General features: G+C 68.0%; 23 protein-coding genes, 1 tRNA gene and 1 pseudogene. 17 read left to right on the top strand and 8 right to left on the bottom strand.

Annotated elements, in window-relative coordinates; translation table 11 throughout:
• The first annotated feature begins 37 nt into the window (after positions 1–37).
• The 4 genes from ACZ5QD_RS12760 to ACZ5QD_RS12745 all read left to right on the top strand — a co-directional run bounded on the left by ACZ5QD_RS12760 (position 38) and on the right by ACZ5QD_RS12745 (position 5335).
• Positions 38–241, top strand: coding sequence for a cold-shock protein (locus tag ACZ5QD_RS12760; protein WP_006898129.1), 204 nt, complete (start codon positions 38–40; stop codon positions 239–241).
• A gap of 135 nt (positions 242–376) precedes the next feature.
• Complete coding sequence (locus ACZ5QD_RS12755; protein ID WP_039868129.1) at positions 377–952, top strand: hypothetical protein; 576 nt, start codon at positions 377–379, stop codon at positions 950–952.
• 163 nt (positions 953–1115) lie between these two features.
• A complete protein-coding gene (gene topA, locus ACZ5QD_RS12750) occupies positions 1116–4166 on the top strand; it encodes a type I DNA topoisomerase (protein ID WP_464366814.1) in 3051 nt (1016 codons plus the stop codon).
• A 146-nt stretch (positions 4167–4312) separates the two neighbouring features.
• Positions 4313–5335: a zinc-binding alcohol dehydrogenase family protein gene (locus ACZ5QD_RS12745; protein WP_006898125.1), complete on the top strand. Its 1023-nt coding sequence runs from the start codon at positions 4313–4315 to the stop codon at positions 5333–5335.
• Positions 5336–5338: 3 nt separating this feature from the next.
• On the opposite strand, the gene ACZ5QD_RS12740 is transcribed toward ACZ5QD_RS12745, so the two are convergent.
• Positions 5339–6226 (bottom strand): universal stress protein, encoded by an 888-nt coding sequence (locus tag ACZ5QD_RS12740; RefSeq protein WP_278125260.1) that lies wholly within the window; start codon positions 6224–6226, stop codon positions 5339–5341.
• 104 nt (positions 6227–6330) lie between these two features.
• A complete protein-coding gene (locus ACZ5QD_RS12735; protein ID WP_039868127.1) occupies positions 6331–7890 on the bottom strand; it encodes an adenylate/guanylate cyclase domain-containing protein in 1560 nt (519 codons plus the stop codon).
• Positions 7891–7974: 84 nt separating this feature from the next.
• On the opposite strand from ACZ5QD_RS12735, the gene ACZ5QD_RS12730 reads away from it, so the two are divergent.
• Together ACZ5QD_RS12730 and ACZ5QD_RS12725 are read left to right on the top strand one after the other, a co-directional pair.
• The gene (locus ACZ5QD_RS12730; RefSeq protein WP_039868125.1) at positions 7975–9246 is read left to right on the top strand and encodes a DNA polymerase III subunit delta'; all 1272 of its coding nucleotides are present in this window, start codon (positions 7975–7977) and stop codon (positions 9244–9246) included.
• Positions 9247–9380: 134 nt separating this feature from the next.
• Positions 9381–9626: a hypothetical protein gene (locus tag ACZ5QD_RS12725; RefSeq protein WP_006898121.1), complete on the top strand. Its 246-nt coding sequence runs from the start codon at positions 9381–9383 to the stop codon at positions 9624–9626.
• A gap of 3 nt (positions 9627–9629) precedes the next feature.
• On the opposite strand, the gene ACZ5QD_RS12720 is transcribed toward ACZ5QD_RS12725, so the two are convergent.
• The 3 genes from ACZ5QD_RS12720 to ACZ5QD_RS12710 form a co-directional block, all read right to left on the bottom strand.
• Positions 9630–9776: a hypothetical protein gene (locus ACZ5QD_RS12720; protein ID WP_169317727.1), complete on the bottom strand. Its 147-nt coding sequence runs from the start codon at positions 9774–9776 to the stop codon at positions 9630–9632.
• Between the two features lie 516 nt (positions 9777–10292).
• Positions 10293–11084 (bottom strand): dioxygenase family protein, encoded by a 792-nt coding sequence (locus tag ACZ5QD_RS12715; protein ID WP_346076770.1) that lies wholly within the window; start codon positions 11082–11084, stop codon positions 10293–10295.
• Positions 11085–11154: 70 nt separating this feature from the next.
• Positions 11155–11748, bottom strand: coding sequence for a hypothetical protein (locus ACZ5QD_RS12710; RefSeq protein ID WP_006898119.1), 594 nt, complete (start codon positions 11746–11748; stop codon positions 11155–11157).
• 223 nt (positions 11749–11971) lie between these two features.
• On the opposite strand from ACZ5QD_RS12710, the pseudogene ACZ5QD_RS12705 reads away from it, so the two are divergent.
• The 11 genes and pseudogenes from ACZ5QD_RS12705 to ACZ5QD_RS12655 all read left to right on the top strand — a co-directional run.
• Positions 11972–12123: pseudogene (locus ACZ5QD_RS12705) on the top strand (IS481 family transposase); the annotation flags it as partial.
• 603 nt (positions 12124–12726) lie between these two features.
• Entirely contained in the window at positions 12727–14199 is a 1473-nt protein-coding gene (locus tag ACZ5QD_RS12700) for a rep family protein (RefSeq protein WP_464366813.1), read from the top strand.
• 270 nt (positions 14200–14469) lie between these two features.
• Positions 14470–14904 (top strand): hypothetical protein, encoded by a 435-nt coding sequence (locus tag ACZ5QD_RS12695; RefSeq protein ID WP_464366812.1) that lies wholly within the window; start codon positions 14470–14472, stop codon positions 14902–14904.
• 112 nt (positions 14905–15016) lie between these two features.
• The gene (locus tag ACZ5QD_RS12690; protein WP_464366811.1) at positions 15017–15751 is read left to right on the top strand and encodes an FtsB/FtsL family cell division protein; all 735 of its coding nucleotides are present in this window, start codon (positions 15017–15019) and stop codon (positions 15749–15751) included.
• Complete coding sequence (locus ACZ5QD_RS12685; protein ID WP_464366810.1) at positions 15748–16065, top strand: hypothetical protein; 318 nt, start codon at positions 15748–15750, stop codon at positions 16063–16065. Before ACZ5QD_RS12690 ends, ACZ5QD_RS12685 begins: the two co-directional genes overlap by 4 nt.
• Positions 16062–16400 (top strand): hypothetical protein, encoded by a 339-nt coding sequence (locus ACZ5QD_RS12680; RefSeq protein ID WP_464366809.1) that lies wholly within the window; start codon positions 16062–16064, stop codon positions 16398–16400. The genes ACZ5QD_RS12685 and ACZ5QD_RS12680 overlap by 4 nt, the downstream gene beginning before the upstream one ends.
• Entirely contained in the window at positions 16397–17236 is an 840-nt protein-coding gene (locus ACZ5QD_RS12675) for a hypothetical protein (RefSeq protein WP_464366808.1), read from the top strand. Before ACZ5QD_RS12680 ends, ACZ5QD_RS12675 begins: the two co-directional genes overlap by 4 nt.
• Complete coding sequence (locus ACZ5QD_RS12670; protein WP_464366807.1) at positions 17217–18098, top strand: FtsK/SpoIIIE domain-containing protein; 882 nt, start codon at positions 17217–17219, stop codon at positions 18096–18098. Before ACZ5QD_RS12675 ends, ACZ5QD_RS12670 begins: the two co-directional genes overlap by 20 nt.
• Complete coding sequence (locus ACZ5QD_RS12665; protein ID WP_464366806.1) at positions 18095–18433, top strand: hypothetical protein; 339 nt, start codon at positions 18095–18097, stop codon at positions 18431–18433. Before ACZ5QD_RS12670 ends, ACZ5QD_RS12665 begins: the two co-directional genes overlap by 4 nt.
• Positions 18434–18450: 17 nt before the next feature.
• A complete protein-coding gene (locus ACZ5QD_RS12660) occupies positions 18451–18660 on the top strand; it encodes a helix-turn-helix transcriptional regulator (protein ID WP_464366805.1) in 210 nt (69 codons plus the stop codon).
• Between the two features lie 199 nt (positions 18661–18859).
• Positions 18860–19969: a tyrosine-type recombinase/integrase gene (locus ACZ5QD_RS12655; RefSeq protein WP_464366804.1), complete on the top strand. Its 1110-nt coding sequence runs from the start codon at positions 18860–18862 to the stop codon at positions 19967–19969.
• Positions 19970–20040: 71 nt separating this feature from the next.
• On the opposite strand, the gene ACZ5QD_RS12650 is transcribed toward ACZ5QD_RS12655, so the two are convergent.
• The 3 genes from ACZ5QD_RS12650 to ACZ5QD_RS12640 all read right to left on the bottom strand — a co-directional run bounded on the left by ACZ5QD_RS12650 (position 20041) and on the right by ACZ5QD_RS12640 (position 22239).
• Positions 20041–20113: transfer RNA gene (locus tag ACZ5QD_RS12650), tRNA-Thr, on the bottom strand.
• Positions 20114–20176: 63 nt separating this feature from the next.
• Positions 20177–21034: an arylamine N-acetyltransferase family protein gene (locus ACZ5QD_RS12645; protein ID WP_375003438.1), complete on the bottom strand. Its 858-nt coding sequence runs from the start codon at positions 21032–21034 to the stop codon at positions 20177–20179.
• A 47-nt stretch (positions 21035–21081) separates the two neighbouring features.
• Positions 21082–22239, bottom strand: a complete 1158-nt coding sequence (locus ACZ5QD_RS12640; protein WP_231875672.1) for an NAD(P)-dependent malic enzyme — start codon at positions 22237–22239, stop codon at positions 21082–21084.
• Between the last annotated feature and the right edge of the window lie 342 nt (positions 22240–22581).

Here is a 22581-nt window from a genome sequence, read left to right as displayed (position 1 = left end):
GATGGGTGATGCAATGCAATGTAAAGGAATGCAGTAAATGGCACAGGGAACTGTGAAGTGGTTCAACGCGGAGAAGGGCTTCGGCTTCATCGCGCCTGACGACGGCAACGCCGATGTTTTCGTGCACTACTCCGAGATTCAGGGCAACGGCTTCCGTACCCTGGAAGAGGACCAGCGCGTGGAGTTCGAGGTCGGTCAGGGCACCAAGGGCCCGCAGGCCACCGGCGTTCACGCCCTCTAGTCTTCTCTGAGCCCGCCAGGGTTCGACACAAGACTTCACCGGACTCCCGGACCGCTTCGGCGGCCGGGAGTCCGGTCTTTTCGTCCCGCGTCGGCCGGAGACCTCACTGTCACATTCGGGCCGTACCATGGTCGTGTGAGTCAGATGTCGCTGTTCTCTGCGGAGATCGAGGACCCGGCCATCGCGGACCTCGCCGGATTACTTGCGGCACAGGGTCAGTCGGTGCACACGAGTTGGGGTGCACGCGTCTCCGTGGTGGTCGGGGAGCAATGGCGCGCGGAGGAGATCTGCGCGGAGATCCGCGGCGCCGGTCTCGAAGCGGAGATCGTGACCTCCGAGGAGGGCCGCCCGATCGCACGGACCGAGGCCAATCCGCGGATCACCGCGCTGCACCGTGCATGGTCTGCCGGTGCCGTGAAGGCGGTTCCTGAGGGGTGGACGCCGACCCCGCACGCGCTGCGCCTGTGGACTCTCGCGTCCGGTCGCCCGGACGGCGCTCATTACCTGCTCGGCCTCGACCCGAGTGCCCCCGACACTCACGCGCCGCTGTCGACCGCGCTCATGCGGGTCGGCATCGCACCGACCCTCGTCGGAACGCGCGGGCCGCACCCGGCGCTGCGGATCTCCAGTCGCAAGCGGGTCACCCGGTTGCTCGAGACCGTCGGCATCGCACCGGACGGGGCTCCGGAAGGTGTGTGGCCTTCCCCATAGGCCGTGAGGTGCGGCGACCCCACCGGATGTCGTCCGTTCGGACTACCCGACGTGTGTCATTCGGGACCAACGTCCCGACCCCACAATCCGAGGTGACGTGCAGAAGACGCGTTATATAAGGTACAACGGCATCGAGCAGCAATTCTCTGACTGAAGGGCACCCGTGGCCGCCTCCGACAACGCATCCTCAGCCGTCCGGCGTCTCGTCATCGTCGAGTCGCCGACCAAAGCCCGCAAGATCGCGGGCTACTTGGGCGGGAACTACGTCGTCGAATCGTCTCGCGGCCACATCCGCGATCTGCCGCGCGGTGCAGCCGACGTCCCCGCCAAGTACAAGGGCCAGCCCTGGGCTCGCCTCGGCGTGAACGTCGACGACAACTTCGAGCCGCTGTACGTGGTGTCCGCCGACAAGAAGTCGACTGTCTCCGAACTCAAGTCGCTGATGAAGGACGTCGACGAGCTCTACCTCGCGACGGACGGTGACCGCGAGGGGGAGGCGATCGCCTGGCATCTGCTCGAGACGCTCAAGCCGAAGATCCCGGTGAAGCGCATGGTGTTCCACGAGATCACCGAGTCGGCGATCCGCGCCGCCGCCGAGAATCCGCGTGAGCTCGACATCGACATGGTCGACGCGCAGGAGACCCGCCGCATCCTCGACCGGCTCTACGGCTACGAGGTGTCGCCGGTGCTGTGGAAGAAGGTCATGCCGAAGCTGTCGGCGGGCCGAGTGCAGTCGGTCGCCACCCGGATCATCGTCGAGCGCGAACGTGAGCGCATGGCGTTCGTCTCCGCCGACTACTGGGACATCGCCGCCACCGTGGACGCCGGCGAGTCCTCGTCGCCGCGGACCTTCGCCTCCCGCCTGGTGAACATCGGCGACGACCGCGTCGCCACCGGGCGCGACTTCGGTGCCGACGGCCAGCTCAAGAAGGCCACCGGGGTCACGGTGCTCGATCAGGCGCGCGCGAGAGCCCTCGCGACCGCACTGGAGGGCGCGTCGCTCACGGTGACGTCGGTGGAGGAGAAGCCGTACACCCGCCGTCCCTACGCGCCGTTCATGACCTCGACGCTGCAGCAGGAGGCGGGCCGCAAGCTGCGGTTCTCGTCCGACCGCACGATGAGGATCGCGCAGCGGTTGTACGAGAACGGTTACATCACCTACATGCGTACCGACTCGACCACGCTGTCGGAGTCGGCCATCAACGCCGCCAGGTCGCAGGCCCGTCAGCTCTACGGCGACGATTACGTCCACCCGACGCCGCGTCAGTACACGCGCAAGGTCAAGAACGCGCAGGAGGCGCACGAGGCGATCCGCCCGGCGGGCGACTCGTTCCGCACCCCCGGCCAGGTGGCGTCGGCGCTCGACACCGATGAGTTCCGGCTCTACGAGCTGATCTGGCAGCGCACCGTCGCCTCGCAGATGGCCGACGCACGCGGTACCACCATGAGCCTGCGGCTGACCGGGCACGCGACCGCCGGTCCCAGCCCCAGCGGTGAACAGGTCACCTTCGCCTCGTCCGGCCGCACCATCACGTTCCCCGGCTTCCTGTCGGCCTACGTCGAGACTGTGGACGCGCTGGCCGGCGGCCAGGCCGACGACGCCGAGAACCGGCTGCCGAACCTCCGCGAAGGGCAGACGCTCACCGCCGCGTCGCTCACCGCCGACGGACACTCCACCAACCCGCCGGCCCGCTACACCGAGGCCTCGCTGGTCAAGGTGCTCGAAGAGCTGGGCATCGGCCGGCCGTCGACCTACGCGTCGATCATCGGCACCATCCAGGACCGCGGCTACGTGGTGAAGAAGGGCAGCGCGCTGGTTCCGTCATGGATCGCGTTCGCCGTGGTGGGGCTGCTGGAGGGCTACTTCAACAGCCTCGTCGACTACGACTTCACCGCGTCGCTGGAGGACGACCTGGACCAGATCGCGTCGGGCAACGCCGACCGCACCCGCTGGCTCAGCGAGTTCTATTTCGGCGCGGACGAGGCTCAGCACGACGACGACGGAGACGCGGCGGGCGCGATGGCCCGCGTCGGCGGACTCAAGAAGCTGGTCGGAGTGAACCTCGAAGGCATCGATGCCCGCGAGGTGAACTCGATCAAGCTGTTCGATGATTCGCAGGGCCGTCCGGTGTTCGTGCGGGTGGGCAGGTACGGCCCGTATCTGGAACGCAACGTCGCGGGACCGGACGCCGAGCCCGATCTGCAGCGCGCCAACCTGCCGTCGGACATGACGCCCGACGAACTGACGCTCGACGTCGCGGAGAAGCTGTTCGAGACACCGCAGGAGGGCCGTGTGCTGGGCGTGGACCCGGCCACCGGACACCAGATCGTCGCGAAGGAGGGCCGATTCGGCCCTTACGTCACCGAGATCCTTCCGTCCGAGGACGACGAGGACGAGGACCCGGGGACGTCGGCGCCCGTCCCGACCATTCCGGCCGGGCCGACACCGCGCGGCGGCGCGGACGAGGTGGTCTCGCTCGACGACGTGCCGAACGGCGGATCGGGCGGTGTCGCGACCGCGACGACCACGACGACGGCCAAGAAGACCGCGAAGAAGACGGCGAAGAAGGCTGCCAAGAAGGCCGGACCGAAGCCGCGCACCGGCTCGTTGTTCAAGGGCATGGACATCTCGACGATCACGCTCGACGACGCCCTGAAGCTCCTGTCGTTGCCGCGCGTGGTGGGAGTGGACCCGGAGAGCAAAGAGGAGATCACCGCCCAGAACGGCCGGTACGGTCCGTACCTCAAGAAGGGCACCGACTCGCGGTCGTTGACCAGCGAGGAGCAACTGTTCACGGTCACGCTCGACGAGGCGCTGAAGATCTACTCCGAGCCGAAGCGCCGTGGTCGTGCGGCCGCAGCGCCGCCGTTGCGCGAACTCGGCAACGACTCGGTCAGCGAGAAGCCGATGGTGATCAAGGACGGCCGATTCGGTCCGTACGTCACCGACGGCGAGACCAACGCCAGCCTCCGCAAGGGAGACGAGGTGGCGACCATCACACCCGAGCGGGCGATGGAACTGCTCGCAGACCGCCGTGCCCGCGGTCCGGCCAAGAAGACGGCGAAGAAGACCGCCAAGAAGACCACGGCCAAGAAGACCACAGCGAAGAAGGCCGCTGCGAAGAAGACGGCTGCGGCGAAGAAGACCACAGCGAAGAAGACGGCTACGAAGAAGACGGCCGCCAAGAAGACGGCGCCGAAGACCGAGGACTGAGCGGGACCCGAGGCTGCCGGGGCCAGCCGATCGAGGCATTGCGACCCTTGGCCGGGACCGGTCGGCCGGGGGACACTGGACTGGTGGACTCCCGATCGACGCCTCCGGATCACAGTGCCCCCGACCGCGCTGCCCGACCTGCGACGATGCGGGTCTGGCGCGTGACCGACACCGGCCCGGTGTCGACGACGTCGCCGATCGAATGGACGCGGGAACCGGTCCCGACGCCCTCACCGGGCGAGCTGCTGATCCGCGTCGACGCGTGCGGCGTGTGCCGCACCGACCTCCACGTGGTGGAGGGCGATCTACCGGTGCACCGACCGCATGTCGTGCCCGGTCACGAGGTCGTCGGCACCGTGGTGGAGATCGCGCCGGGCACGACCACCGAGTTCCGGGTGAACGATCGAGTCGGGGTCCCGTGGCTGCACAGCACTTGCGGTCGGTGCGTGTACTGCCGGCGCGGAGCAGAGAACCTGTGCCCCGACTCCACCTACACCGGATGGGACGCCGACGGCGGATACGCCGAGTTCGCGGTGGTGCCCGCCGCCTACGCGCTGCGCCTGCCGACGGGCTACAGCGTCGACGAGCTGGCGCCCCTGCTGTGCGCCGGGATCATCGGCTTCCGTGCCCTGCGCCGCGCCGAACTCCCGCCCGGCGGGCGACTCGGTCTGTACGGGTTCGGCGGCAGCGCACATCTCGTCGCGCAAGTCGCGATTCATCAGGGTGCCCGCGTTCACGTTCTCACTCAGGCTCCCCACGCGCGTCGACTGGCCGCCGATCTGGGAGCCGTCTCCGTCGGCGGCGCCTACGACAGCCCGACCGAACCGCTCGATGCGGCCATCATCTTCGCGCCGGTCGGCGAACTGATCCCCACGGCACTCGAGGCGCTCGACCGCGGCGGAATCCTGTGCCTCGCCGGGATCCATATGAGTGCGACCCCGCCGCTGGACTACCGCAGGCATCTCTTTCACGAGAAGGAGATCCGGAGTGTGGAGGCCAACACTCGCGACGACGCCGTCGCCTTCCTCCAGTTCGCCGACGACCACCGCCTGCAGGTGACGACGAGGCCGTACCGGCTCGACGAGGCGCTGCACGCGTTGCGTGACCTGAAGGCCGGCCGGTTCGCGGGGGCTGCGGTGCTGCATCCGGCCGTCGAACCGGAGCCGTGACGCCTACGGGACGACGAGCACCGGGCACCGCGCGTGATGCACCAGGTTCTGGCTCACCGATCCCATGAACGTGCCCGCCACCGACCCCATCCCGCGTGAGCCGACGATCAGGAGCCGGGCGGACGACGATGCGCCGACCAACCCTCGTGCCGCGGACGAGTCGCCGTACACGATGTCGACGTCCACCTCCGGGAACTGCTCGCACGCGGGAGCGATCCGACGCCGCAGCCGTGCGATCCCGTCCTGCTCCACCAGGCTCCAGTTGACGAGGTTGAGCGCGTATCCGGCGCCGATCATGGCGGCGGCCGGGAAGTAATAGGCGACGGTGAGCTCTTCGCCGAGAGCCCGCGCCTGATGCAGAGCCACGGTCAGCGCGCGGTCGGCGTGAGGTGAACTGTCGTATCCGACCACCAGTCCGTCGCGATCACTGTCGGCGGGATCGTCCTCGCGCCATGCGAGGACCGGACACGACGACGACCGGATGACCCCCATCACCTGGCTGCCGAGCAGGACGTCGCGAATGGGACCGGACCGCGTCGACCCGATGACCACCATCGACGCTCCGGAGGAGTACTCGGCGACGTGGTCGGCGAGGGTGCCGCTGTAGACCTGGGTGGCGATGTCCAGGTCCGGTGCGACCTCGCGGGCAGCGGCCAGGGCTTCGGTGAGCACCTTGGTCCCGGCTGTGTTCGCCTCTCGGCGGAGCGCTGGGTCGACGCACATCGCGAACGGATCGTGGGCGGCGAACCACACATCGTCCGGAACGGCGTACACGAGCCGGATCGGAGACCGCGTGCGGGCACACCACTCCGCAGCCCATCGGGCGGCTCCGAGCGCGCGCCGGGACCCGTCCACTCCGACGATCACGGGTCGGTCGAGGGTGTAGCTCATCGACCCATCCTCGCGCGTCGAGTCCCATCGCCGACAGTGCCGAACGGGACCGGAGACCAGTGACCAAGGACTGCCGGCCGGGCGACCTCGGGCCCGCCCCGGCGCTACTCCAGCGTGGACGTCGGCTCGGCGACGTCGATGTCGGGGCGGGCGAGGAGAGTCTCGATGCCGCGGCCGCGCAACTCGACGCCCTCGCCGATCCGCCAGTGTTCGGCCTCGCCCTCGCCGGCGAGGAAGACGGCGCGGGCGGAGCCGAGCACGCGGGTCGGCTCGTCCTTCGCCAGTTCGGTGAGGCGTGCCGCCTCGTTGACCGGATCGCCGATCACCGTGTACTCGAGCCGCTGCTCCGCGCCGATGTGGCCGGCCACCGCCTTGCCCGCGGAGACGCCGATACCCATGTCCACGTCGCCGAGCCGTCGCGCGAGCTCGACGCGCAGGTCGCGTGCGGCGGCCAGCGCCGAACCGGCGAAATCGTCCTGCTCGAGGGGCGCGCCGAAGATCGCCAGCGCGGCGTCGCCCTGGAACTTGTTGACGAATCCGCCGTGCCTGCCGACCACGTCGACGACCACCTTGAAGAATTCGTTGAGCAGTTCCACCACCTCGCGCGGCGGCCGGTTCACCGCCAAACGCGTCGACCCGACGATGTCGACGAACAGCACGCCGACGTAACGCTCCTCGCCGCCGAGTTCGGTGCCCGTCTCGATCGCCCGACGGGCGACGTCCTCGCCGACATAGCGTCCGAACAGGTTGCGCAGCTGCTGGCGTTCGCGGAGGTCGGAGACCATCTCGTTGAAGCCCGCCTGCAGCAGACCGAGGTCGTTGCCGTCGTAGATCTTCACCGCGACGTTGAGGTTGCCGGCGCGGACCTGATTCAGCGCCACGCGCAGCTGTTTCACCGGATCGGTGATGGACCGGACGAGGCGGGTGATCGCGAGCAGCCCGAACACCAGGGCGGCCGCGGCCATCCACAGGATGGGCCGCTGCAGGCCGACGGCGTCGGTGTCGATGACCGCCGTGCGCTGCAGGATGATGAGCGCGGCGATGATGGTCATCGGCACGGCTACCGACACCACCCAGAACACGGTGATCCGAGTGGCGATGCCGGGTGCGTTGGAGTTGTCCGGGTCGTTGGCCATCGCGGCCACGGTGATCGGCCGCAGCACCTTCTCCGCCTGCATGAAGCTCAGCACGCCCGTGACGAGGGCGCCGATCAGGCTGGCGATGATCACGACGACGAAGTCCTTCATCGACGTGCGCAGGTTGATGACCGCGAGGATCACTCCGCCGATGCCCCACAGGCCGAGGTTCACCGCGGTCAGCAGAGTCGGGAGGTTCAGCGCCCGTTTGCGTGCGGCGGCGTCGTCGAGTCTGGTCCGCCGACGGTGCCAGATCAGCACCGGCATGCTCAGCTGGATGGAGAGATACGCACCTACGATGATGGCGATGAACAGGTACAGCCCGAAGGCCACCTGATTCTGGGCGTTGAACTCGCTGATCGAGATCGAGTCGACGCGCGGCATGCCGAAACGCAGGAAGGCGAATGTGAACAGGGCACCGATCAGGTTCGCGCGAAGCATGTCGAGTGCGAGGACCGGCCACGGTGTGTGTGCCAGCCAGCGCAGGGTGTGCGCTGCTCTGGACAACCACGACCGTCGTCTTACCATGTCATCCAAGGTAGCGGCATGCTTGCAATTGTTAAACAGCGTGCGGGATGCGTGTTGTCTGAACTGGGCTTTAGGCTGGCTGATGTGACAAATGTCTTTGACCGGATGATCGGGCAGCAAGCGCTGATCGAAGAGCTTCTGGCGGCAGCGACGTCGGCGCGGTCGGTGGCCGCTCGACTCGACGAAGCGGACGCCGGGGCGGTGTCGATGTTCGACGAGGGCCCGGGATCCGAGTCCGAGGCGGGTCCGCGCGAGTCGATGACCCACGCCTGGCTGTTCACCGGTCCTCCCGGCAGCGGCAGGTCGGTGGCCGCGACCTGCTTCGCGGCCGCGCTGCAGTGTCAGGCGGCCGACGAGGTGGGCTGCGGTGAATGCCGTGCGTGCACCACCGTGCTGGCCGGGACTCACGGCGACGTCCGGCACATCGTTCCCGAGGGGCTCACCATCTCGGTGGCGCAGATCCGCGACATCGTCCAACTCGCGGCCCGCCGCCCGACCACCGGTCGCTGGCAGATCGTGGTGGTCGAGGACGCCGATCGGCTCACCGAACAGGGCGCCAACGCGCTGCTGAAAGCCGTCGAGGAGCCGCCGGACCGCACCATCTTCCTGCTCTGCGCGCCCTCGGTGGCGCCGGAGGACATCGCGATCACGCTCCGGTCGCGGTGCCGGCATGTGGGACTGACCGCGCCCGCGGCCGCCGACATCGCCCGCGTCCTGGTGGACCGTGACGGGATCGACGCCGACCGCGCGTCCTGGGCGGCATCGGTGTCGGGCGGGCACGTCGGCCGGGCCCGCCGCCTCGCCGTCGATGGGTCGGCACGCGCACAGCGCGACCAAGCGCTCGGCCTGGCTCGGGCAGCCACCCGCGATTCCACCGCGTTCGCGGCGGCCGAGACGCTCGTCAAGACGGCGACCGAGGCAGCGAACCAGATCAGTGCCGAGCGCGACGCCGCCGAGACCGAGGAACTGATGACCGCCCTCGGTGCCGGCGGAACCGGCAAGGGCACCGCACGGCCGCCCCGCGGAACGGCCGGTGCGGTGAAGGAACTCGAGAAGCGGCAGAAATCGCGCCGCACCCGGACGATGCGAGACGTGCTCGACCGCGCGCTCGTCGACCTCGCGGCTCTGTTCCGCGACGGGCTCTCGCTGTCGATGGGAGCACAGGTGACACTGATGCACCCGGACAAGGCTCAGGACCTGACCGTCCCGATGGCGCGGCACGCGTCTCCCGAACAGCTTCTGCGGTGCCTTGAGGCGGTGCTGGAGTGCCGTGAGGCACTCGAGACGAATGTGAAGCCCAAGTTCGCCGTCGACGCCATGGTGGTGCGGATCGGCAGGCAGCTGGCACGCCGCTGAACGCCCGAAGGCGGGCTCCACCGGAGCCGGTTTCTCCGGACCGGAGAAATTCTTCAGTCCTTTGACCAGCAGGTTATCCCGATTCTCGGATCCGGCGATTTCATCCGTCACGCGCGGGCGCGTGAAATGGTTGCATGCTCACTTGGGAGAACTTGGAGGACCGGATCGGCCGGAACTGGGCCATCGTGTCCAGGCTCGTGCTGGCCACAGTCCTCTATTACGCGGTCTCCGTCCTGTACCACGGGACGGTCGGCTACGCCGGCGGCGAGGTGTTCACTCGTCCGCTGACGGGGACTGCGATCTTCGCGGGCATCATGTGCATCCCGGCCGCGGCCGGGTGGTACGTGTCGCGACGGTTCGCTACGGCGGGGGACGCCTAGCGATCAGTCGTCGCCGTAGGCGGCTTCCGACTCGTCGTGCTCGGCGAGAGGATCGTCGCCGCCGGCACCCTCCAGCACCGTCAGCTCATTGTCGATCGCCGCGGAGACAGCTTCGGCCTTCTCTTTGATCTTGTCGATGAAGTCGGGCATGTGAGTCTCCTCGGACGGTGCGGAACCTGCCTCAACTATAGGTGCGCAGGGGAGAGGGACGAGGGTCAGCCGCCGGGGAGCAGCGGCCGGCCTGTCGGGGCTTACGCCCACGGCGCGCTATGAGAGGGGTTAGCGCGTCGGGGCGTGACGTCGAGGAGGCGTCGGAGAGACTGACGGTCGGCACACGACCGTCGGCGTGACGGCCGGTGTGCCGCTCGCACTGTCGGGGATGCGAGCGGCACGCCGGCTGTCGCTGTTGAGCGAGCGTCTGGTTCTTAAGCCGCTTTAGTTCTCAGGCCGGTTGGGTGAGCGTGTGGTTCTTAGGCCGCTTTCGTTCTCAGGCCAGTTGAGCGAGCGGAGCGAGTCGAAACACAGCCAGCGGGAGTTTCGACTCGCTCCGCTCGCTCAACAAGCCTGGGTGGTGGCTGCTCGCTTAACGAGCCTGGGGGCTGGACGCCGAACAAGCCTGGGCGACTGCCCGCTCAACGTCCGGTGCCGGCAGGCAGAGGGCGCGGGTCACGCGGTGACGATGCTGCGCTTGGCCAGTCCCATCCAGAAGCCGTCGATCGGCTGCTCGGGTACGGCGTCGGCCCGGGTGGCGGCGCCGAGGGTGACGAACAGCGGCGCGAAGTGCTCGGTTCGCGGGTGCGCGTACGGCATACCGGGTGCGCGGTGCGCGAAGTCGAGGAGACCGTCGACGTCGGCGGCGGCGAAGCGTTCGCGTGTCCATTCATCGAAGTCGACCGACCACTGCGGGGGCGTCGCGCCGGGCGACGGATCGTCGAGGAAGGGCAGGCCATGAGTGGTGAAACCGGATCCGATGATGAGCACGCCCTCGTCGCGCAGTTCGGTGAGCCGCTCGCCGAGACGCATGAGGCGCGCGGGATCGAGGGTCGGCATCGACATCTGCAGCACCGGGATGTCGGCGTCCGGGTACATGATCGTGAGCGGCACGTATGCGCCGTGATCGAGCCGCCGCTCGGCGTCGCGATGCACCTGCTCGCCCAACGGCATCAGCCCGGCGACCCGATCAGCGAGATCGGGTGCGCCGGGCGATGGGTACGTCGTTCGGTAGTAGCGGTCCGGGAATCCCCAGAAGTCGTAGGTGAGGGGGACTCTCGAGTCCGTGGCTCCGATGGTCAGCGGTGCGGCCTCCCAATGAGCGGAGACCACCAGGATCTGCCGCGGTCGCGGAAGGTCGGCGGCGAGTCGTTCCAACTGGCCGACCCACCGTTCGTCGTCCACCAGGGGAGGAGCGCCGTGGCTGAGGAACAGCGCGGGCATGCGGTCGGCGGTCGGAGCGTTCATGGCTTCACATTCTCATCTGCGGTGTGACTGCGAATGGAACGTCGGCCGGCCGCCGGGTATTCCGCCCGCGTCAGCTGGCCGAGAGCAGGCTGAGGATGCTCGCGAAATCGGAGCTGCCGACGCCGGACTGCATCGCCAGGCTGCCGAAGTCCAGGACCGAGCCGATGCTGCCGATGCCGCTCGGGACGATCACCGGACGCACGGTGACGCCGACATCAGTCGGGTCGAGCAGGGTGCCCAAACCGCCGCACGTTCCGAGGAACAGGTAGACGCCGTCGCCGACCTTGACGTCCGTGGAGTTGCTGTTGGGTCCGGGACTGATCAGGTTGTTGCTCGCGGCGGGACCGAACCGCAGTCCGGAGTTCAGCATGATCTTGACGATCGTCCCGTAGTCGCCGGCGTTAAAAGCGACGAAGGCCTGCAGTGCCTGAGTGCCGTCGAGCAGCGCTGAGGTGCAGGAACTCCCCAGCACGGTGGCAGGGTTCGGATTGGTCAGTGTCAGCCGCACGTTCTTGCCATTGAACGAGCCCTGCTCCGATTTCAGGGTCGGACCCTGGTAGCGGTCGGCGGCGGCGGCCTCGCCGGGAGTCGCGACGGTCACACCGGCGACGGCCGTCAGCGCGACCGCGGCGGTTAGTACGAGAGTTCGGAGATTTCGGAGCATTCGGGGCACGTCCTGTCGGGTCCGGAACGGGGAGTTCGCCTGAAATATAGCCACCGAAGGCGGATTCGGCGTCATCGACGACGGTTCGTGGCACGGATCTGCACATGGCCGGAGAGTTTCGCGGAGCCGCCTGGCGTGTGAGACTGCGACCTCGGTGGCAGTGACCTCGACGCGGTGAGCCGATGCCACGATCGGGCATGACAACCGAAGACAAACGACTCGCGAAGGACCCGCAGGGCTGGCGCGCCGGGCTCACGAGCTCCCCGTCATCGCCCCGGAACGACCCCGGCAGTGATCACCGACCGAATCATCGCACTGCGCCGACAACTGACCGCCGAAGGCGAAGACGCCGGACCAGTGACCATTGGGTGGCACCGACAACCCGCGAACCCCCGGAAAAGCAATGAGTCGCGACATCGTGTGTAAACGATGTCGCGACTCATCACAGCGGAGCCGCCTGGGGGAATCGAACCCCCGACCTATTCATTACGAGTGCATATTGCTGGCTGGTCAGAAGCGTTGATAATTGGTTTAGCTGCGGTTTCACGCGGGAGTGCGCGGCGTGGGTTGGTACTCGTTGGAGTCTGTGCCGACACGTGGCCGACACGACGGTTTCGCCTTTCGTCTTCCCACAACGAATTGATCCCCGGCCGAGTGCACGGCCGGGGATCGGGAGGACCAAAAATGCGAAGCGTCAACACCACAACTGAAGGCCCTGTGCCTAGCATAGCGCTCGATTCGGCCCGGTGCGAGGGTCAGTTTGCCGATGCGATCCGAAGCGATCCGATCCACCCGGATCGCACCGGATCAGGTCAGGGCCAGGTCGCGGACTCCACGGGTGAGGGCGGATGCCACCTGGGGAGTGCTGCAAGGGCGGCGGCGGAGGCGAGCACGGCGACGCAGGAGCCGCGCGCAGCCGGAGCCGACGCGGCCGCGAAGCGGCCCGGCGGGTCGGCCCCTTGGTACTACTCAGAATTAATGCAGCCCCACCTTTCGCCCGGATCGGGTGAGATCGGCTCTGAGCCTGTGCGGTACGGCGATCTCGACTCGCAGCAGCGTCGTCGCATCCGCTTCGCGGCCCGCGCGATGCTGTGGGAGGCCTCGTCGCTCAAGGCGGTTCGATGCTGCGGTCGGCTGATCGCCGCTGATCAGCCAGGTTTCGCAGGTCAGGGGTTGCCGCGCGAGGTGACTGTGCGCGTATCGGGCGGTGATCGGCCTGTCGCGGGCTACGGCGGCGTGGCGACCTGCGGGAGCGTGTGGGCGTGCCCCCGGTGCTCGGCTGTGATCGCTGCTGAGCGGGCCGTGTCGATGGGCGACGCCATCCGTGCCTGTATCGACGGCGGCGGGTCTGTGCGGCTCCTGACGCTCACTCTCCGCCATGTGCGTGACGACGCTCTGAGTGAGTTGTGGGACGGCCTGAGCAGCGGGTGGCGGGAGCTATTCGGGACGGTCGCCTGGACGGGCAAATGTGGTGAGTTCCGTCGGGGTCGGCTCCGCCCGCCGCGTCCCGGTGAGGCCGATACGTTTCAGGTCGCAGGGCTCACGCGGACGACTGAGGTGACCGGTGGTGGGCCTTCGGGGTGGCATGTCCATATCCACTGCCTGGTCTTCTCGGCTGCTCCATCCTGGTCGTCGGTGATCGCTGAGGACTGGAGGTGGCGGCTGCGGGCCTCGATTTCCCGTCACTTTGCACACAGCGTGCAAAGTGAGGCCGAGTTTCGCGATTGGCTCGGCAGTCTGGCATTCGCGGCGAGCTGTATGACGCGATGGCGTAAAGGGCTGCGGCGCAAGGGGTTTGACTGTGGTGCGGCGGGTGTCGACGTGCGCCCTGTCAGCGATTATGGTGCAGAGTTCCTGAGCCAGTACCTCACGAAAGGTACTTTCGATGCCGCCTACGATGCTGCGCACGAGGTCACGGCGGGTCAGGTGATGAAGTCAGGACGGGCCGGGGGTCAGCCCCCGTTCCGGCTGCTCTATGACGCGATTCTGGACGACACGGCTTCGTCCTGGTTCCTGCGCACACCGCGCCGGTGGGACGTCTTCCGTGACGACGATGACCCGTCTCTGTGGCTGCTCGTCGACCTCGACACTGCCGAGGTCACGCCGGTCAGGCCTTCGCGTGCATGGCAGCTCTGGTGGGAGTACGAGAGCGCGTCGCGGGGACGCCGTCAGCTCGTGTGGTCGCATCGGTCGCGAGACCCCCAGTCCCCGCGTCAGGTGCTATGGGCGGCGATTCTCGATGCTCGCGGCGCTGAGCGGGACGACGCCGAGGTCGCTGCTGACGACTTCGGCGGGACCGTGCTCGGCCGTATCGCCGCCTCGTCCTGGTATGGCCTGATGACGCGCCGCCCGGCATGGCTCGCTGACGCCCTTGAGGCCGCTGAGCGCGGTGAGATCGATGCGTGGATGGCCGGCCGAGGTGTCGAATGGACCCCCGAATCGGAGGTGTGATGTATTTCACACTTGACAAGTCTAGGTTTGTGAGCGAAGTCGGGGACCTGTCATCGGCGCTGCTCAGAGGCTCGCGAGCAGGCGTTTTAGTGTGTCGATACCAACATAACACCAGGTCAGAGCGGGTTTTTGACTCTTGTGGCGCGGAGGTGCGAGGGATACGGTCGTGCTACCGCCGGATCGAGGCGGACAGGCGCGGCGAAACGCTCAGTGCCGCAGCCAAATCCAAAAAATATCGACCCATGAAAGGGGCGCTCGATCATGCCCGAAATGACCAGTTTCACCGTACCTGCCCGTCCCGAGTCTTTCGTGCTGATCGGCATGGGCGGCACAGCCAAGGTGCGCGCAGAGTACGCCCGGGACGCGGCGACCGGCAAAAACGTGCCGACCGGCAACGACCTGACTGACGCCAAAGGGCAGGTCATCCGCCGTCTGACGGGGATCGCGCTGTCGGTGGATGGTGTCGCTGTCGACGGGGTGACAGTCGATACGGCAACCCCCCTCGAAGAGGTCCCGGCCGGGACCATTTTCAAGGCCGAAGGCGATGTCCGGCTGACGCTGCGGGCTGATGCCCGGCCCGGCTTCGGTGACGGCGGGCCGCGCGGGGTGCTGGTGGCCACGGCTTACGTCGAGCGCTTGACTCCGGCGGGGAATGTGGCGGATGCGCTGGCCAAGGGCGCGGCGTCGGCGAAGGCGAGCGCCTGATGGGCGCCGTGGCGGACCTGCATGCGGCGCTGCTGACGGCTCAGATGCGGGCGGTCCAGCTGGTGCTGGACGGAGTCGGTGAGCCGGTCCTGCGGGTGCTGGGGGTGATCGGATGAGCGCCAGCGTCGAGGCCACGGAAGCCGATCCGATCCCGGACGCACCCGAATCGGATCGGACCGGATCGGATCGGGTGTGTGAGCGGTGCGGGGCGTCTCTCGCTGGACGCCGCCCGGACGCGCGCTACTGCTCGGATGCCTGCCGGAACGCGGCGCGGCGGCAGGTTCGCCGCATCGAGCGTGACCACGCCCGGCCCGTGTCGGCGGGACTGGCGGAGCTGGCGGAAATCGTCGGGGAGGTCGAGGCGGACGCCCGCTTCGGGGACCCTGCGGCGATCGAGGAGGCCGTGCAGGCGAATCTCGCTGCAGTCATGCAGGCACCGACGACGACCAGCCTGAAGGCGCACCTGACGCTCATTGAAGCCAGCTATCAGCGGGCGGTCTCGGAGGCGCGCATCAGGGCAGAAGCCGATGTGGCGGAGCTCGAAGCCAAGATCATCGGGCTCACGGCCGAGCGTGATGAGCTGGCGGCCGAGGTGGATGAGCTGGCGAAGGAGGTCGATGAGCTGCGTGACGAGCTGGCGCGCTCGGCCGGTCTTGAGGCAGTTCTCGCGCAGCTGAAGGCGATGCAGGCGGGGACCGAGGCGGCCGAGGTCGCACAGCTGAAGGCCCAGCTCGCGGAGGCCGTTAAGGAGCGGGACGCAGCTCGTGAGGCAGCGGCCGGGCTGGGCGGTCTCGCGGCGGAGCTTGCTGCGGTCCGAGAGCTTGTCACCACGAGGGAGGCGAGGTGAGCGCGGACGGGCTGACAACGGCGGAACTGCTGACAGTGATGGCGGAAATTCTGGCGGTCGTTAGGGAGGAGCATTCGGGCGATCGCAGGGAGGCGCGACCGTACGCAGCAGCGGCGATCGCGGCGCTCGCTGGGCTGAAATCCGGGCCGCTGTGGGAGTCGGCGTGGCAGCTGACGGAGAAACCCGACCCACCTGAGGGGGCCGAAGCACTGCAGGCGGAGCTCGCTGAGGCGATTGATCAGGGGGTAGAGGCACTGACACGGGTGGTGCGTCTCGCAGACCGCCACGACGAGATGTGGAAGGAAGAAGAATGAGCAGGCCGGACTTCGCCGATTCGTACGGCCCCGTGCCCGGGCAGGCGGCCGACCCGGTGCCGACGGTGACCAACGGACAAGTGTGGGAGGCCCGCAAGCAGCGCCAGCGGCGCGCCGTGATCCGATACTGGAAGATCGCTGCGGCGGTAGCGGCGGCCGTAGCGATCGTCGTGCTGATCGTGGGCGAACCTCGGTACATGATCCCGGCAGCCGCCACGACCCTGATGGCGGCCGGTATCTTGTTTGTCCCGGTCTGGCTGTTCGGTACGGCGGCGCGGATGGGTCGGCAGGCTGGCGAGACCGCGGTGACGCTGTGGCGGGACCGGCAGCGATGAGCGCCCTCCTGGACCTGTACGGAGCGCGTGTAGTGCGGCTCGTGCGGCGGCTCGCTCTGCCAGTCGCGGTGGTGATCGGCGGAGCTGCGTGCCTGGGGCGTGGTCTCGACATCAAAGCGGACGTGACGCCCGCGCCCTATGTAGTGCTGCTGATCATCGGCGCTGCGGCCGCTGTCGTGTCGTACACGGTGCTGCACCCGAAGCAGCGAGCGCGGCGCAGGGCTCAGCGACAAGCAACGGAGGGAGGAATCATGGATTTGACGGATGAGCAGCGCCAGACCGACCGCGAAATGATCGCGCGCGTCAACAGGGTGTGGCCGGACTTCTGCCGTGCGATTGGGCTGACTGAGCCGGACCCGGCAGCCACGGCGCTGGCAGCCGGTTTCGCTACGATGTCCGTTTTCGGCAGGCGGCGCGGGCGACTGCTCGCGGGCGGCGGACGTGCCGCAACGGCGGTCCTGACAGACGGCGAGCGGGCGCCGCGAATCATCGGCGTGTGGCCGTCAGCGCTCGGACCAGCGCTCGGGATCGACGCCTCGTGGATCGCGCGTGACGATCTCGCGCGGGAGATGCCGCTGCTTGCGCAGTATCTCGGCGTCGACCGCTGCGAGGTCGAGTATGTGGCGGCAGCGGAGACGCCGACCGGGCGTGCGCTGCTCGTGATCACGGTGGTGACGCGGGAGCCGGTGCGGGAGACCCGCCGCGCGGCATGGATCGTTGACGCGGAACCGGCTGCGCTGACGAAAGCCGCGAGCGGACCGCACGAGGCGAGCGGCCCGGCCTGGTACGACGCAATCGAGCGGGAGGGAGAGGCCAATGCCAGCGACGATGAGTGACCTGCCGATCGTTCTCGGCCGGCAACGCGACGGCGCGGACGCGGTGATCGATTTGGTCGGGTGTGGGCATGTTCTGGCCTGCGGCGAGACCAGATCGGGGAAGAGTGTCGCGACGTACTCGATGCTTGGGCAGATCGTCGCAAAGGGCGGGCCGTGTGTGCGTGTGGTGGGCATCGATCCGACCGAGGTGCTGCTGAAGCCGTTCGCGGACCGCCTCGGCACCAAGATCGATCCGTGGATCGTGCGGGGGATGCACCAGCCCGGGCGGGCGGTGGAAGTGATGGGCGAGATTCGAGGAGAGATGACGCGGCGGCTGGCGCTGTTGGCCGAGCATGACATCGACAAACTCGGTACGTTCTCGCCGCGCCTGCCGCTGCTGGTGGTGGTGTTGGAAGAGCTCCCCGGGATCGTGCGGGCCTTGGCGGGGGCGGATCAGATGAGCGGCGCGAAACCCGCGGACCGCCTCGGCCCGACGTTTCGGAATCACCTGGAGACCCTGGCCGCAGAGGCGGCGAAGGTCGGCATCAGGCTGGTGTGTCTCGCGCAGCGCCCGGATGCCGAGATTCTCGGCGGCTACGCCCGCGAACAGCTCACGACACGCCTGGCCTTCCGGTTCTCGGGCGCGGAGGGCTGGCGGATGCTTTTCCCGGACCTCGACCCCGAGCTTCTGGAGGCGGCGGGTGATATGCCGCCCGGGCTCGGATTTTATCGGCAGCCGGGGCAACGCCCGACGATGCTGCGCTCTGATCTCGTTGAAAGCTATGAAGCGTACGCGATGCATGTCAGGCGGTACGACATCAACTGGCTGCGAGCACAGACGGAGGCTCGGCAGGGCGCGGCTGGGGAGGTGACGGCATCGTGAGGGAACCGCAGGAAGTCTCGAACGTCAACGACCGCCGGATCGCCCGCGTCCTGGCCGGGATCGAGTCCTACGACGCGCTCGACGACACCGAACAGGCGATCGTCCGCGAGCAGTGGGAGGAACGCATGGAACAGGTGCGGCAGTCCCTCGACTTCGCCGCCGACTTCGCCGCCGCCGGGGAGGCGTACACCGAACTTGATGATGCTGGCGTCGCTGTGACGCGCCAACCCGGGCACGGGCAGACGCCGGTTGGGCCGTCCGGGGTTCCGGCGCAGCCGGGTTCCCGGACGGAGCCGCTACAACCCAGGACACGACGCAATCGGGAGAAGGGCTGATGAAACAGGAGGCAATCGTGAGTGTGGACGACCCGCTGTGGACGCCGCTGCAGACCGCCGAGTATCTAGGGGTCGCTGAAGACACGCTCCGCGACTGGCGGACCGATCGGCTCGGCCCGGTGTACATCCGCATGGGACGGAACGTGCGCTACCGGAAATCGGCCGTGGACAAGTGGCTCGGTGAGCATCAAGTCGATCCGGCCGCCGAATCGAAACGCCGACGCTAAGGTTCGTGTCCCCGCACGTGCGGGGGTGAATCCCCCGCACGTGCGGGGGTGAATCCTGGCCGGTGCAGAGGACTTTCGTTTCGATCTGAGTGTCCCCGCACGCGCGGGGGTGAATCCCGCCTGGGGAGGCAGGTGAGGGCTTCGGTTTCGTGCTTGCCGCATGTGCGGTGGTGGGACGGTGAGAGGTGAGAGGTTTCGTGTGATCGAGAAGCTGCCGAGCGGGAAGTGGCGCGTGCGGCTCTATGCCGGGGCGCAGTACGTGGGTTCGCAGACGTTTGAGCGTAAGCGCGATGCTGCCGGGTGGGAGATGCGTCAGCAGACGATGTTGAGGCTCGGCACGTGGGTGCACCCGGATGACGCGGCGATGCCCTACGGGCAGTGGCTGGACGAGTGGCTGGCGACTCGGGGTGGAGCGCAGCTGACGATCCGGAAACGGGAGTGGGCGGCAGAGCGAGCACGCGCAGAGTTGGGGCGAGTCCCCCTGTCGTCGGTCACGCCGCTGAAGGTGGAGCAGGCAATCGCGGCGATTCGTGACGACGTGTCTGTGCACACCGCCTATCAAGTTTTGGTGGTGCTGAGGCAGTCGCTCGGGGCGGCGATGCGAGAGGGGCTGATTGCGCGCGACCCGACAGCAGGCATCACGCTGCCGAAGCTGAAGGGGAACGAGCCAAGGCCCCTGTCGCATCGGCAGCTCTGGCGGCTGGCGGACGCGGCGGCTTGCGAAGCGGACCGGCTGATGTTTCTGACGATGGGCTACTCGGGTGCCCGATGGGGCGAAATCTCTGCCCTAAGGCCGTCTCAGGTGACGGAGCGCGGCCTGCGACTGACCCATGCCTACGCCGAGGTGAGCGGGACACTCGTACTCGGTGACTTGAAGGATCATGAGTCGCGGACGGTCCCTCTGCCGAGCCTCGTGCTGCGTGAGCTGATGCCGTGGGCGGCGAAGCAACTGAAGGCGAAGCGGCGACATTTGTTCGGGACATCGAAAGACACGGGTTACCGGAACGGGAACTGGCGGCGATCCGTGCTGAATCCGGCACTCGCTCGGGCAGGCCTGCCGGCCATCACCCCGCACAACTTCCGCGATACCGCCGCCTCACTGGCGATCGAGGCAGGGGCGTCGGTGATGGCGGTCTCACGCATGCTCGGGCACGAGAGCGCGGCGACGACGCTGCGGCACTATGCGGGCCTCTTCCCGGACACCTTCGACGGTCTGGTGATCCGCCTCGATGATGCGATCAGCCAGGCGCTAGACGACCACGAGACGACGGGAACGAGCGGAGGTGAGCGGGACGAAGCGGTAAGCTAGCCGACACATCCCCGACACAACTGTGCCGGGGACCATCGGGAGACAGGGCCGAAACCGTGTCTGACCTGCGGAGCCGCCTGGGGGAATCGAACCCCCGACCTATTCATTACGAGTGAATCGCTCTGCCGACTGAGCTAAGGCGGCGTGCCGTCTGACGACAGCGCTCATGATGGTACCGAGTCGTCAGCCTCGCAGGCAAAACGGGTGCTAGGAGGCCGATTCCGCGATGCGTCGGGTCTCCGCTGCGATCACCGCGCGACAATCGTCCGGGTCCAGGACCACGCCGAAGACGTCCGCGAGCAGGACCGGGAGCTCCGCGGGTTCGACGTCGCGGACCTGTGAGAGGCCGTCCGGTTTCTCCGTGGTCCAGGTGACCCCGTCGAGGGTCTCGTGTGTGCGTTCGTCGAAGCGCTGAACGAAGGATCGGGTGACGAACGGTGACCGGGGTGAAGTGGAGACGAAGTGATTGCCGACCGCGTAGTCGATCGGGAACTGCGGATCGAACGTGAACGCGTTGCGAGGGATCCACTCTTCGGCCCGCTGGGCGAGGACCCAGCGTGCGGTACCGAACAGGTCGCCGACCGGTGAAGAGGTGAGGCGGAAACCCCAGCCGTCCTGCTCCACCTCCGCGCCGTTCGCCAACGGGATCGGCTCGAGGGGGCCGCGGCCGAAGCCGACGTCACACAGGTATCGACTGCCGTCGTCGAACTCGACGGCGAGGAGCGCATGCGTCGCAGGCCGCGTCTCGGGGTCGCCGCCGAGAATCACCCGCCCGGACAGGGCTGTGAAGCGAAACCCGAGGCGTTCGAGTGCGGCGGCGAACAGCGCGACGTGCTCGAAGCAGTAACCGCCGCGCGCTTGCTCGACCAGCTTGCGCTGGACGGCAGCGATGTCGAGCGGAATCGGTCGGCCGACGATGATCTCGAGGTTCTCGAACGGGATGGACGTGACGTGGGCGCGATGGAGCTCGCGCAGCGCGTCGAGCGTCGGTACGGGCGGTGCGGCCGCACCGATCCTGTCCAGATACGCCGTGAAGTCGAGGCCGTCGCTGCACCAGAGGGACATGCGTCCCAGTCTGCCGGTGCGGCGACGGCCTCGGCCAGTGGATTTCGCTATCCGGCGACGCCCTCGGCGCGGGCCGCGGCGGCGACGGCCGCGGCCACAGCGGGAGCCACCCGCTCGTCGAGTGGGCTGGGCACGATGCGGTCAGCGGCCAGATCGTCGCCTACCACCGAGAGGATCGCCTCGGCGGCGGCGATCTTCATGCCCTCGGTGATACGGCGGGCGCCGGCGTCCAGCGCTCCGGCGAAGACGCCGGGGAAGGCGAGGACGTTGTTGATCTGATTCGGGAAGTCGCTGCGTCCGGTCGCGACGATCGCCGCATACTTGGCGGCCACGTCCGGATGGATCTCCGGGTCGGGATTCGACATCGCGAAGACGATCGCGTCGTCGGCCATCGAGGCGATGAGCTTCTCGTCGACGGTCCCCGCGGAGACGCCGAGGAAGACGTCGGCGCCGTCGAGGGCTTCGGCGACACCGCCGGTGAGCCCGCGCGGATTGCTCCATGCGGCGACCTCGTTCTTGTACTCGACCATGTCGGTGCGGTCGGTGCCGACGATGCCCTTGGAGTCGAGCACCACGATGTCATCCACGCCCGCGGCCTTGAGGATCTTGGCGCACGCCACCCCGGCCGCGCCGGCGCCCGAGACGACCACCTTGAGTCCGGCGAGCTCACGGCCCAGGAACCGGACCGCGCCCTTGAGGGCGGCGAGGACGACGATCGCCGTGCCGTGCTGGTCGTCGTGCATCACCGGGCAGTCGAGCGCCTCGATGACGCGGCGCTCGATCTCGAAGCAGCGCGGCGCCGAGATGTCCTCCAGGTTCACCGCGCCGAAGCTGGGCCGCAGCCGGACGAGCGTCTGGACGATCTCGTCGGGGTCGGTGGTGTCGAGAACCAGGGGGATGGAGTTCAGGCCCGCGAAGGTGCGGAACAGGGCGGCCTTGCCCTCCATGACCGGCAGCGAGGCGCGCGGGCCGATGTCGCCCAGACCCAGGACGGCGGTGCCGTCCGACACCACCGCCACCAACCGGTCGGTCCAGGTGTAGTCGTTGACGAGTTCGGGTTCCCGGTGGATCGCGCGCGATACCTGCGCCACGCCGGGTGTGTAGGCGATCGAGAGATCGCGCTGGGTGGCGATGGGGGCGCTCAGTTCGACGGACAGTTTGCCGCCGCGGTGCGCGTCGAAGATCTCGTCGTCGGTGATGGGCATGTCGGTGGTCTCCGGCTCGCTCGGTGCAGCGATCGTCTCGTCTGCCGTACTGGTCACTGTGTCTCCTCGATGCGGACGCCGTTGTCCGTTGTCAGATCTGCTCCGCGGATGCTGCCGACACGCGCAGAGGTGAAGGGCGCCGCGGAGTGTGTGCAGCGTATTCGTCTCGGCGGCACGGTGGCGCCGAACGGTCGCGTCGTCGCGCAAGTCACATCGCGGGGAGGGTCGCTCGGCCGTCGACGGTGGCGGTGACGCCCGCGTCGAAGAGGATGGAGCCGACGCGGCACGGATGAGATTGTGCCATCGGCGCGCACGACCGGTGCACGCGCCTGCGGGGTCGCC

The sequence above is a fragment of the Gordonia sp. J1A genome (assembly GCF_055393515.1).
The sequence above is the reverse complement of the archived record's forward strand: the minus strand, read 5'-3'. Positions and strand labels throughout refer to the sequence as shown.